Annotated in this window: 11 protein-coding genes; 5 read left to right on the forward strand and 6 right to left on the reverse strand. The window is 51.5% G+C overall.

Annotation, left to right across the window (positions count from 1 at the left end):
• Positions 1-18: 18 nt before the first annotated feature.
• On the reverse strand, positions 19-453 hold the full coding sequence (locus CRO57_RS19305; RefSeq protein WP_097155124.1) for a GlcG/HbpS family heme-binding protein: 435 nt from the start codon (positions 451-453) through the stop codon (positions 19-21).
• Between the two features lie 209 nt (positions 454-662).
• On the opposite strand from CRO57_RS19305, the gene ggt reads away from it, so the two are divergent.
• Complete coding sequence (gene ggt / locus CRO57_RS19310; RefSeq protein WP_097155125.1) at positions 663-2,249, forward strand: gamma-glutamyltransferase; 1,587 nt, start codon at positions 663-665, stop codon at positions 2,247-2,249.
• A 23-nt stretch (positions 2,250-2,272) separates the two neighbouring features.
• Here the strand turns inward: ggt and CRO57_RS19315 are convergent, their stop codons facing one another.
• Positions 2,273-2,599 carry a hypothetical protein gene (locus CRO57_RS19315; protein ID WP_097155126.1) on the reverse strand — a complete coding sequence of 109 codons (327 nt, stop codon included), beginning with the start codon at positions 2,597-2,599 and terminating at the stop codon, positions 2,273-2,275.
• Positions 2,600-2,864: 265 nt separating this feature from the next.
• On the opposite strand from CRO57_RS19315, the gene CRO57_RS19320 reads away from it, so the two are divergent.
• Complete coding sequence (locus CRO57_RS19320; protein WP_141401280.1) at positions 2,865-4,604, forward strand: putative bifunctional diguanylate cyclase/phosphodiesterase; 1,740 nt, start codon at positions 2,865-2,867, stop codon at positions 4,602-4,604.
• Positions 4,605-4,693: 89 nt separating this feature from the next.
• Here the strand turns inward: CRO57_RS19320 and phaR are convergent, their stop codons facing one another.
• The gene (phaR, locus tag CRO57_RS19325) at positions 4,694-5,275 is read right to left on the reverse strand and encodes a polyhydroxyalkanoate synthesis repressor PhaR (RefSeq protein WP_097155128.1); all 582 of its coding nucleotides are present in this window, start codon (positions 5,273-5,275) and stop codon (positions 4,694-4,696) included.
• Between the two features lie 297 nt (positions 5,276-5,572).
• Between phaR and CRO57_RS19330 the strand changes: the two genes are divergently transcribed.
• The 3 genes from CRO57_RS19330 (at position 5,573) to yddG (ending at position 8,652) form a co-directional block, all read left to right on the forward strand.
• Positions 5,573-6,754: an acetyl-CoA C-acetyltransferase gene (locus CRO57_RS19330; protein ID WP_097155129.1), complete on the forward strand. Its 1,182-nt coding sequence runs from the start codon at positions 5,573-5,575 to the stop codon at positions 6,752-6,754.
• 163 nt (positions 6,755-6,917) lie between these two features.
• Positions 6,918-7,640, forward strand: a complete 723-nt coding sequence (phbB, locus tag CRO57_RS19335) for an acetoacetyl-CoA reductase (RefSeq protein WP_097155130.1) — start codon at positions 6,918-6,920, stop codon at positions 7,638-7,640.
• A gap of 130 nt (positions 7,641-7,770) precedes the next feature.
• Entirely contained in the window at positions 7,771-8,652 is an 882-nt protein-coding gene (gene yddG / locus CRO57_RS19340) for an aromatic amino acid exporter YddG (RefSeq protein WP_097155131.1), read from the forward strand.
• Between the two features lie 2 nt (positions 8,653-8,654).
• On the opposite strand, the gene CRO57_RS19345 is transcribed toward yddG, so the two are convergent.
• The 3 genes from CRO57_RS19345 to CRO57_RS19355 form a co-directional block, all read right to left on the reverse strand.
• A complete protein-coding gene (locus CRO57_RS19345) occupies positions 8,655-9,452 on the reverse strand; it encodes a metal ABC transporter permease (protein ID WP_097155194.1) in 798 nt (265 codons plus the stop codon).
• Positions 9,453-9,475: 23 nt separating this feature from the next.
• Positions 9,476-10,300 (reverse strand): metal ABC transporter ATP-binding protein, encoded by an 825-nt coding sequence (locus CRO57_RS19350; protein WP_244580157.1) that lies wholly within the window; start codon positions 10,298-10,300, stop codon positions 9,476-9,478.
• A gap of 137 nt (positions 10,301-10,437) precedes the next feature.
• Positions 10,438-11,649, reverse strand: coding sequence for a pyridoxal phosphate-dependent aminotransferase (locus CRO57_RS19355; RefSeq protein WP_097155133.1), 1,212 nt, complete (start codon positions 11,647-11,649; stop codon positions 10,438-10,440).
• Positions 11,650-11,687: the final 38 nt, after the last annotated feature.

Raw genomic sequence — 11,687 nt, forward strand, 5'->3', positions numbered from 1 at the left:
GCTCCATGGATGGTAAGTTCATGCTCCGGTATTGGCTTTAAGGCCAACGGCCTCAATGCCGGCCAAAGCTGCTGCTTCGTCATTGTCCGAGCTGTCCCCAGTGATACCAACGGCACCCAGTGTCTTGCCATTATCATCTTGAAGCAGAACGCCACCAGGGACTGGCACGATGGTACCACCGGAGGCACCGTTGAGCGCCTGAACAAAATGCGGGCGTTCCTGAGCCGCTGCATCAAGCCAACGTGTTCCGAAACCAACGGCAAGAGCACCATAGGCTTTGCCCTGAGCGATCTGTGGACGCATGATGGAGCTCTCGTCCTGACGGGCGAAGGCTTTGAGATGACCGCCCGCATCAAGGATGGCAACGGTAAGCGGATTGAGACCCAGTTCAGCCCCTTTGGCAAGAGCGGCTTCAACAATCTGGTTGGCTTGGGAGAGGGTAAGTTCGGACATGATACAGCCTTTCGAAATCTGTTTGTCCAGATCTGACACAGAAACGACGAGACTTACAATTGGTGCGCTGGAATAAGAGCCTTTGCGATGAGGAAAGAATCATGAGGTTGCGCATCTGTAAGCTTGCAGGTAGCTTTTAGTCCTCTTCTTAAATCCGACACTTTGCTCGGCCTTTCCTATCTGTTTGCCTAAATTCCCTCGGAGGTTCCATGCGCGATTTTCAAATACCCGGTCGTTCACCTGTTCTTGCGCAAAATGGTGCTGCTGCAACATCTCATCCTCTGGCGAGCAGCACGGCCCTGCGGGTTCTGGAGCAGGGTGGCAATGCGGTGGATGCAGCTATTGCCGCGAGTGCGGTTCTTTGCGTGGTTGAACCGCATATGACTGGTCTGGGGGGGGATTGTTTCGCCATTGTTGCCGAGCCGAATGGAGCATTGCATGGTTACAATGGCTCTGGCCGTGCTGCCAAAGGGGCAACGCTCGACTATTTCCTCGATCAAGGCATCGGTGAAATCTCCGAAGACAGCATTCATGCTGTGACAGTTCCTGGCGCGGTCAAAGCTTGGGAAACTATTTTGGAGAATCATGGTTCTTGGGGATTGGATCGGGTGCTCTCCTACGCCATTGATTATGCAGAAGAAGGCTATGGTGTCGCTCCACGTGTGGCTACTGACTGGGAAAGTTTGACTGAAGATCTGTCAAAGGATGAGGGTGCTGCGAAACATTATCTGATGGATGGTAAGGCCCCTGACTGTGGCAGCCTTCATCAAGCACCCGCTTTGGCAAGGAGTTTGCGAAAGATTGCCGAGAAAGGCAGTGATGCCTTTTATAAAGGTGAGATCGGTGAAGAAATTGTCTCTCTGGTGCAATCCTATGGCGGTTTGCTGTCCGAAGATGATCTGATTGGGGTGAGTTGTGATGCGATCAAGCCGGTTTTTGCTTCCTATCGTGGTGTCAAAGTCGCGGAGTTACCGCCAAACGGGCAGGGAATTGCTGCCCTGGCCTTGTTGAAAATACTGGAACAGTTTGATCTGAAATCCATGGCACCCCATGGAGCAGAACGACATCATGTACAATTGGAAGCCGGGCGTCTGGCTTATGCGATGCGTGACGCCCACATTGCCGATCCCGATCATATGAAGATTGCCGTTGAAACTCTGATTAGCGAGAGTTTTGCTAGCCAGTTGGCATCGTCAATCAATCTCGAACGCAGAAATGATACTTTGCCATCCATGGTACCGTCCCAATCTGACACGATTTATCTTTCTGTTGCAGACCGGGATGGTCGAGCCGTATCTTTCATCAATTCCGTCTATCGCGGCTTTGGTGCCCGACGTTGTACTTTGAAATCTGGGATTATGTTGCAAAATCGTGGATCCTGCTTTGTAATTGAGCCGGGCCATGCCAATTGCATTGATGGAGGCAAACGGCCATTGCATACCATCATTCCGGCAATGGCTTTCAAGGATGGCAAGCCTTGGCTATCCTTTGGTGTGATGGGCGGAGCCTATCAGGCACAGGGCCATGCGCAAGTCCTCACCAATATGCTCGACTATGGCATGGATGTTCAGGAAGCTTTGGATGCTCCGCGCCTCTTTTGGAATGATGCAGGCGAGGTCATCGCCGAGCGAAGCTTGTCTGATGGCGTGTTTGATATGCTGTCATCCAAGGGCCATAAAATGAAATGGGCCAGCATGCCACATGGGGGTGGCCAGATCATAGAATTTGATCGCAAGCGGGGGCTTTATTGGGCGGCATCCGATTTCCGAAAGGACGGTCAGGCAGTTGGATATTAGGCGCTTTTGTACCTTCGACAATGTCACATGATGGTTCTGAGACGCGGGCGGTCGCTTACTTGTGTGGGACGTCGGCGGGCCTGACCGTAGGCGCGAGCGGCTTCCCGAGGAGAGGTCTGCGCCTTATGACGGCCATGGCTGGCTGCCAGTTCTGCACCAATGATCTGGGCCTGATAATGGCAATGATTTCCGGCCCATGGGCGGCTGGAATGGGAGGCCCTGATTTGCTGCACATTATTCTGGTTACTTGATTCTTCCCGACCTCGGCGCGCCGTATCGTCATTCTTATGCGAACGTTCATCGCCCAAATATGGGATTGCCAGAATTTGAGACTGTGCAATTGAAGCCATTGATACGCCTGATACCTGTTTCAATGTGAGACAGTTCGGCTTGGTGCCCCTGTCTTTGCACAGTTATCAGCAAGAGGCGGGCCAGTTTGTTAGGGACTTGTTAAGATTTGCCCCAACCAAAGGTCCGGTTTTCGATAAGGTTAAGATGGGTACGTGGATTTTCGTAAAGTCTTAACCCTCTGGGTCCTATCTTTTTATAGGTGGGTCCGTTCTGCCAATTTGATTGGTGGAATGAACACTGGAGGAAGACCATTTGGAACAAGCTGTGGCAAATACAAAGCTGGCGGCTAAGGCACGCGATATACTGACTTCAATCGGAGAGGTAGTCTATGATTGGACTGCTGCTGGAGACCGGTTGCGTTGGAGTGCGAATTCCAATGAGGTTCTTGATATCGATGTGGTCAGGACGTTCGGAACTGGTCAGCGATTCTCCACCGCTATCACTCCTGATACCATTGCCAGTCGTTATCGCTCCATTTTTGGATCTGGCCGGACCGATGAAGGCGATGGCGTTTCCTTTGCTTGCATCTATTGCCTGGCTCCCAACGGGTTGGATGATGAGCGACGCATTTGGGTGGAAGAAAGTGGCCGCTGGTTTGCAGGGGAAGATGGACGTGCCAAACATGTGCATGGGGTCCTGCGCGTCATAAATGAACGTCATCAACGTCAGCAAAGACTTCTCTTTCTCTCACAGTTTGATGAACTGACCGGACTCTATAATCGCTCTGTCTTTTGCGATCAACTGACCCAGACCATCCAAAAAGTGTCCGAACAAGGCCATCATGCCTGCTTCTTGATAGCGCATATTGATAATTTCCGAGTGGTCAACGAAGCTTATGGCTTCGACGTTGCTGATCAGGTGATCCGTGAAGTGGCCGGGCGTATTTCCCGTCGTCTTCGTGATGGTGATCTGGTTGGTCGTATTTCGGGCACCAAATTTGGATTGCTGATCAACAATTGCAGCGAGCAGGAAATGGCAGCGACTGCAGATCGTTTTCTGGAAACGATGCGAGATGAGTTGATCATGACAGAGGCCGGTCCTGTCCATGTCACCTTGACCATGGGCGGCGTGATGCTGGGGGATGTGGCCAGAGACTTGCGTACGGCACAGGTTTGTGCGCTGGATGCGCTTGATCGCGCAAAAGCTCATCATCGAGGATCTTTTCGTTCCTTTAATGATGTGCCATTTGCCATGGATGAGCGAGAGCGTACCATCAAGATGGCCGATGATGTGATCCGGGCCTTGAATGATCGCCGCATTCAATTGGCTTTTCAGCCGATTGTTGCTTCGCAAAATGAAGAAATCTCTTTCCATGAGGTTTTGTTGCGTGTGGATGATCGACAGGGAAAGCCTATTCCTGCCGGACAATTTGTCGAGTTTGCGGAGTTGTTGGGTCTCTCCGGCATGCTGGATCATCGCATTTTGGAAATGACACTGGATGTTCTCTTCAGCTGTCCCGATGCACGACTTTCAATCAATGTTTCCCCTGATGTAGGGATGGATGATGAATGGTCATCCTATCTGGAAGCGAGAATTGGGAATTGCCCTGATGTGGCCGAACGCCTGATTGTTGAAATTACAGAAACCGCTGCCATCCGCCACATGCAGGAAGCTGTGGATTTCGTGGACTTTCTGCAAAAGCTGGGCTGTAAAGTCGCCATTGATGACTTTGGTGCGGGTTACACATCGTTCAGAAATCTGCAGGCGCTGAATGTCGATCTGGTCAAGATTGACGGCTCTTTTGTGCAGAATGTGCATGAAAATGCCCATAACAGAGCGTTCGTGCGCATGTTCACCGATCTTGCCAAAGAGCTGGATCTGGAAGTCGTGGCTGAATGGGTCGAGAATGAGGAAGTGTCTGATCTGCTCAAACAAATGGGTGTCGACTATTTGCAAGGCTATCATTTTGGCAAGGCAAGTGTGACAAAGCCCTGGATTTCAACCGATGAGGTGGTGGACCTGGAACTGGACCAAACTGAGCACGAAGAAGCAGGCGCCGCCTGATCCTATTCATTGGTTTGTCGAAAATACCGCTATCATGCAAAAAAGCAGGCTTGCAGCCTGCTTTTGATTTTTTGGGGTGTAAAAGGGCACTAGTCCTTCTTGTTGGCCAACGCGGATAGCATTTTTTGCATATCGGCCATTTGCTCTTTCAGGGCATCCAGTTCGTTTTTATCCTGTGGCTCAGCCGGTTTGGCCATCGCCGCATCCAAGGGAGAGGCAGCCGCACCGAATGGCATGAACATCTTCATGGCATTTTCGAACATCTCGGTGTTGCGGCGCACCTGTTCTTCCATGGCATCAAAAGCAGAATTGCCAAAGGATTCGCTGAGCTGCTTGCGTAGATTATCCTGATCCTTGGTGAGATTATCCATGGAAAACTCAAGATAACTCGGAACCAGAGTCTGCATGGAATCGCCATAAAACCGGATTAGCTGGCGCAAGAAAGCAATTGGAAGCAGGTTTTGACCCTTATTCTCATGCTCAAAAATAATCTGGGTCAGGACAGAGCGAGTGATGTCATCTCCACTCTTGGCGTCGAAGACAACAAAATCTTCTTCGGCTTTGACCATTTCAGACAGGTCCTCCAGCGTCACATAGGTGCTTGTCCCTGTGTTATATAGCCGCCGGTTGGCGTATTTCTTGATAACCGTCTGCTCTGTTTTATCGGTCATGTTTCGGCCTCTTGATATGGCCATTCTACAGCAATTGGTTGCCATAGGCCGGCATTTTATGGCACCAGCTTAGTTTGTTCATGGTGCGTTGCCAACATTTTCTCACAATTTTGTTGCTTTGCGACAGATTTTTCTTGTTTGTTATTGCGTTTCCATATTGGCCTTTTAGCCTAGGCCCATGGCCGCATTGACTTCTGTGTTGCATTGCGGCGAATTTCTAGATGTACTGTCTCTGACCGGGAGCTTTTACGCTGGTGCACAAAGGCCGATCCCCGGATAGACAAAAGGAAGATGATCATGACTCAAGGCAATGATATTGTCATCGTGGCGGCGGCCCGTACTCCTGTTGGTTCTTTTCTAGGCTCTTTTGCCAACATGCCAGCCCATGATCTGGGTGCGGTAGCTATCAAAGGCGCTCTGGATCAGGCCGGTATTGACGCAGCAGACGTTGATGAAGTGATTTTGGGTCAGGTTCTGACCGCTGGTCAGGGTCAGAACCCGGCCCGTCAGGCAGCGATGAAAGCTGGTGTTGCTGACCGCGCTCCGGCCTGGTTGATCAATCAGGTTTGTGGATCGGGCCTGCGTACCGTTGCTTTGGGTATGCAGCAGGTCGCGATGGGTGACGCAAACATCGTTGTTGCCGGTGGTCAGGAAAATATGAGCCTGTCCATGCATGCCGCAGAAATGCGTTCCGGTACCAAGATGGGCGACATGAAAATGACCGACACCATGATCAAGGATGGTCTGTGGTGCGCATTCAATGATTACCATATGGGTATCACGGCCGAGAATGTTGCCGATCAGTGGGATATCAGTCGTGACGTTCAGGATGAATTTGCTGCTGCTTCCCAGAACAAGGCAGAAGCTGCGCAAAAAGCTGGCAAATTCAAGGATGAAATCGTTCCGGTAACTGTTGTTGAGCGTCGCAAAGAGCGCCTGATCGAAGATGACGAATATATCCGTCATGGTGCAACCATGGAAGGCATGCAGAAACTGCGTGCAGCTTTCAAGAAAGACGGTTCTGTTACGGCGGGTAATGCTTCCGGTATCAATGATGGTGCTGCCGTCGTTGTTCTGATGAGCGCAGAAGAAGCGCAAAAGCGTGGTTTGACACCATTGGCGACCATTCGCTCCTGGGCATCCGTTGGTCTGGATCCAGCGATTATGGGAACTGGCCCTATTCCTGCTTCCACCAAAGCTCTAGAAAAAGCAGGATGGTCTGCATCTGACCTTGATCTGATCGAAGCCAACGAAGCCTTCGCAGCACAGGCTTGTGCTGTGAACAAGGACATGGGTTGGGATGTTGAAAAGGTGAATGTGAATGGCGGTGCCATTGCCATTGGTCATCCGATTGGTGCGTCCGGCTGTCGTGTTCTGGTGACCTTGTTGCATGAAATGAAGCGTCAGGATGCCAAGAAAGGTCTGGCGACCCTCTGCATCGGTGGCGGCATGGGCGTTGCGCTGACTGTTGAGCGCTAGACGCGAGCATTTTGCAAGACTTGAAGCAGTTCGACAAGGGAAAGATCGAACAGATTAGAGCCTTCGCACACAAGAGTTTTCCGGGGCGCGTGTGATGAGACCGTGCCCCGGCTCCCGGCCACGAGGAAGGGCTGGATCAGTTTTGTTTTAGGGGAGGATATCCATGTCTAAAGTTGCAGTAGTTACCGGTGGTACCCGTGGTATTGGCGAAGCGATCTCCATCGCTTTGAAAGCAGCCGGTTACACCGTTGCGGCAAACTATGCGGGCAATGACGAGAAAGCCAAGGCGTTTTCTGATGAGCATGGAATTGCGGTTTACAAATGGAATGTGGGTAATGCCGCTGCCTGCGCGGAAGGGTTGGCCAAAGTAGAGGCTGATCTGGGTCCGGTGGAGATTGTGGTGAACAATGCCGGCATTACCCGCGATGGTATGTTGCACAAAATGACTGTCGAACAATGGGAAGAAGTGATCAATGTCGATCTGAATTCCATGTTCTACATGACGAAGCCTTTGATTGATGGCATGCGTGCACGTGGTTTTGGCCGCATTATCAATATCTCCTCAATCAACGGCCAGAAAGGTCAGATGGGACAGACCAACTACTCAGCGGCGAAAGCCGGTGTGGCTGGTTTCTCAAAAGCCTTGGCACAGGAAACTGCTCGTAAAGGTATCACCGTCAACACCATCTGCCCGGGATATATCGATACTGATATGGTGGCAGCAGTGCCTGAAAAAGTGCTGGAAAGCATCATTGCCGGTATCCCGGTTGGGCGTTTGGGCAAGGCATCCGAAATTGCCGCCATGGTGACATTCCTTGCGTCTGAAGAAGGTGCCTTCATTACCGGTGCGACCATGACCGTAAACGGCGGACAATATATGACTTAAGCTCTGTTTGGAGTTCAAAAGTCCTTGATAAGAAGCCGTGCAGTTTGACTGCGCGGCTTTTTTTTCATTGCCCGCCTTGTTTGAGCGGCTAGGATGTACTTTCAAATCAGATTTTTGGAAACCAGGTGACATGTCCAAACAACTCGTTGCTACGGCTATCGGCTTTGCAGCTATCTTGATGTGGGCATTGCTGGCTCTGTTTACTGCTGCCAGCGGAACAATGCCGCCGTTTCAGCTCACCGCAATCACCTTTGCGATTGGTGGCGGACTGGGGGCAATCAGCTGGTTGTTTAGATCTGGCGCCATGAAAACCTTGAAGCAACCCTGGCCCGTTTGGGTTTTGGGTGTTGTCGGCCTGTTTGGTTATCATTTTCTCTATTATACCGCGTTGCGTCTAGCTCCCCCGGTAGAGGCAGGCTTGATCGCCTATCTCTGGCCACTATTGATTGTTGTCCTATCAGCACTTCTGCCGGGTGAAAATCTGCGCTGGTATCATGTAGCAGGCAGTATACTTGGTTTGATTGGGACGGTTCTGATTGTCACCAAAGGAAAAGGTGTAAGTATTGACTGGCGCTATGGTCATGGCTATCTGGCGGCATTCATCTGTGCTTTTACCTGGTCGGGCTATTCCGTTTTATCTCGTCGTTTTGCGGCAGTGCCGACCGACATTGTTGTGGGATTCTGTCTTGTCACCGCTATGCTGAGCACCGGGGCGCATTTGGTGTTTGAGAACACTATCTGGCCGTCAGATTTTTCGCAATGGCTGGCTATTCTTGGACTTGGATTGCTGCCAGTTGGTGCGGCATTTTATGTTTGGGATTATGGCGTCAAGCACGGTGATATTCAGGTATTGGGGGCAGCATCTTATGCTGCACCTTTGCTTTCCACCACCATACTGATTCTCGCCGGGTTTGCTGAATTCAGCTGGGCAATCGGTGGGGCAGCTCTTCTGGTCACCTCCGGGGCTGTGTTGGCGTCCAAGGATCTGATCTTCAAGCCCAAAAGCTCTTAATCTCAGCTGCTCCGCTTTCGAATGACCTTCAGGATTGCTGGCCCGATGGCCAGCGAGATTAGAAAGAGAGAGAAGGCGGACAGCACAATAGAAGGACCAGGCTGGCTGTCCCATTGAAGTGAGCTTTGCAGGCCGATATAAACAGCCAGAGCAGCGATGAACGCTGCCATGACCGCCATGGATTCCGGAGAAAGTGAAAATTGCCGCGCTGTTGCCGCCGGTATGATCAGAAGTGATGTGATCAGCAATACACCGATCAATTTCATGGCAACGGCTATCACCAAGGCAATCAGAAAGATGAAGAGCAGATTGGCGCGTGTGACGGGCAATCCTTCTGCGCTGGCTATGTCCGGGCTGATAGTGCTGGCAAGCAAGCTTTGCCAGTGAGAGAGAAGAAGAGCCAGAACCAGTGCGCCACCTCCCCAGATGATCATGATATCTTGCTGAGATATGGATAGAATGTCGCCAAAGAGCAGGCTCATGATATCGATGCGCAACCAAGTCATGAAACCAAGAGTGATCAGACCGATGGAAAGCGAGGCATGCGAAAGAATGCCAAGCAAGGTGTCTGTTGAGAGCCGATCCAGACGCTCAAGCCAATAGAGCACGCCTGCGATCAGGAGAGATACCGCAAATACGCCGCCAATGGGGAAGATATCCATGAGGAGGCTTAGAGCGATGCCAAGCAAGGCTGCATGAGCCATGGTCTCGCCGAAATAAGCCATGCGTCGCCAAACAATGAAGCAGCCAAGGGGACCTGCGATCAGGGCAATACCCAACCCACCAAACAGAGCACGCATGAAGAAGTCATCCAAAAGCCAGCTCACTTGCTCTCTCCCTCATGTGTCTGATGAGGGTGATCGTGGTCATGATCGTGACCGCAGGAGCAGTCTTCCCCGTCCAGAATATCGGAATCCAGTGGGTCATGGCTGTGACTGTGGTGATGGGAATAGGGCACCATGGTCTGCAGGCCTTTTTGCCCGAAGAGCATTTTATAATCCTCGGATTGTTCCACTTGGGCCGGTTTGCCGGCGCAGCAAATATGGGTGTTCAGACAAATGACATGGTTGGATGCCCGCATCACCATGTGTAGATCGTGAGAAACGAGTAGAATGCCGCATTGATGACGATCTCTGATATTCTCGATCAGACGATAGAGCGCCAGCTCACCGACATAGTCAACACCTTGTACAGGCTCATCCAGCACAAGCAGGTTCGGTTTCCTCACCAGAGCCCGTGCAAGCAGCACACGCTGCATCTCGCCGCCAGAGAGCGTATGAATACTATCATTGAGCTTATGAGCAACACCGGTCTCGTTGAGGGCATCAAGAATCGTCTGGTGGTCGTTCTTTTCCGTCAACGTCATCAGGCGTTTGACAGTAAGCGGCAGTGTGCGATCAATTGCCAGTTTTTGCGGCACATACCCGATTTTGAGGTTCTGAGTACGGGTCACCGAGCCTTCTGAGATTTTCTGCAGATCCAGAAGTGCCTTAATGAGCGTGGTCTTACCGCCACCATTAGGACCGATGATGGTGACGATTTCGCCCTGTCTTACCGAGAGAGAAATATTGTCGAGGAGCGTTTTGCCATCTGCCTGAACGGAAATGTTTTCGGCATGGATCAGCGAAGGGGAAAGACTATCGGCCACGTTCACATCTGTACTGGTTTAAAATGTAATATTATAACATTTTTTGTGGTACTGAAAGTCCGACACAAGCCTTCGCACAGAAAAGCCACCTTACGTCTATTCTCGCAAGGCGGCCCTGATGTTCATGTAAGCAATGCTTACTGCAGTTGCTCGCAGCCAGCTTTGATACGGTTGCAGGCCTCGTGAAGAATTTCCAGAGATGCCGCGTAAGAAATGCGGAATTCGTTTGGAGCGCCAAAAGCGGTGCCAGGAATAATGGTCACGTCATGCTTTTCCAAAAGGAAGCTAGCGAGATCATCAATGGTCTCGATTTTGGTTCCATCCGGGGTGACTTTGCCAAAACAATCTGAGCAGGTAGGGAAGGCATAAAAAGCACCATCCGGGGTTTGGCACTTGATGCCCGGACATTCATTGAGCCAGCAAACAACTTTGTCCCGGCGCTCCTTGAAGGTGGCGCGAGATTCGTCCAGAAAGTTCTGTGGGCCTTCCAATGCTTCAACGGCTGCGGCCTGCGCGATGGAGTTGGGGCCGGAGGTAGCTTGGCCCTGGATCGCAGTCATGGCTTTGATCAAGGCTTTGGGCCCAGTACAGAAGCCAATGCGCCAGCCGGTCATGGCATAGGCTTTGGAGACACCATTCATGGTGAGGGTGCGCCCGGACAGATCCGGTGCAAGCGCGGCAATGGTTGCATATTTGCCTTCAGTGAAGCGGATATGCTCGTAGATATCATCAGACAGGATCCAGACATGAGGATGCTTGCGGATGACCTCCGCAAGCGCTGAGATTTCATCTGCGCTATAGACTGCGCCGGTCGGGTTGGACGGAGAATTGATCATCACCCATTTTGTCTTGGGCGTGATGGCAGCTTCCAGCGCAGATGGTGTGAGCTTGAAGCCGACATCTGCTCCGCAAGAGACAAAGACCGGAGTGCCTTCAGCCACTTTCACGATGTCGGGATAGCTGGTCCAGAACGGAGCTGGAATGATGACTTCATCGCCTTCATCCAGCGTCGCCAGAAAGGCATTGAAGAGGACATGTTTGGCACCGACACTGACCATGATCTGATCGAGATCGACATCCAATCCATTGTCATTCTTGAACTTCTTCTGGACGGCAAGCTTGAGTGTATTAGTTCCGCCCGTCGCAGTATAGCGGGTGTCGCCTTCATCCATGGCTTTCTGGGCAGCTTCACGAATGTTGAGCGGGGTATCGAAATCCGGCTCACCAAAGCCAAGGGAGATGACATCCTTGCCTTGCGCGCGCAGTTCAGCGGCGCGGGAAACAAGCTGGGCGATTTTGGACAAGCCAATGGATTGGGCGCGTTTTGACAGGGCGGGTTGAGCGGTCATGGAGGGAGCTCCGTTCCGGGATGGAAGGTAGAATTTTA

The organism is Cohaesibacter gelatinilyticus, from assembly GCF_900215605.1.
Lineage (GTDB): Bacteria > Pseudomonadota > Alphaproteobacteria > Rhizobiales > Cohaesibacteraceae > Cohaesibacter > Cohaesibacter gelatinilyticus.

Bases quoted from the DNA above. Each gene is read 5' to 3' on its own strand.
- CRO57_RS19305 (WP_097155124.1), bottom strand. From the start codon at position 453: ATGTCCGAACTTACCCTCTCCCAAGCCAACCAGATTGTTGAAGCCGCT.
- ggt (WP_097155125.1), top strand. From the start codon at position 663: ATGCGCGATTTTCAAATACCCGGTCGTTCACCTGTTCTTGCGCAAAAT.
- CRO57_RS19315 (WP_097155126.1), bottom strand. From the start codon at position 2,599: ATGGCTTCAATTGCACAGTCTCAAATTCTGGCAATCCCATATTTGGGC.
- phaR (WP_097155128.1), bottom strand. From the start codon at position 5,275: ATGACCGATAAAACAGAGCAGACGGTTATCAAGAAATACGCCAACCGG.
- CRO57_RS19330 (WP_097155129.1), top strand. From the start codon at position 5,573: ATGACTCAAGGCAATGATATTGTCATCGTGGCGGCGGCCCGTACTCCT.
- phbB (WP_097155130.1), top strand. From the start codon at position 6,918: ATGTCTAAAGTTGCAGTAGTTACCGGTGGTACCCGTGGTATTGGCGAA.
- yddG (WP_097155131.1), top strand. From the start codon at position 7,771: ATGTCCAAACAACTCGTTGCTACGGCTATCGGCTTTGCAGCTATCTTG.
- CRO57_RS19345 (WP_097155194.1), bottom strand. From the start codon at position 9,452: ATGCGTGCTCTGTTTGGTGGGTTGGGTATTGCCCTGATCGCAGGTCCC.
- CRO57_RS19355 (WP_097155133.1), bottom strand. From the start codon at position 11,649: ATGACCGCTCAACCCGCCCTGTCAAAACGCGCCCAATCCATTGGCTTG.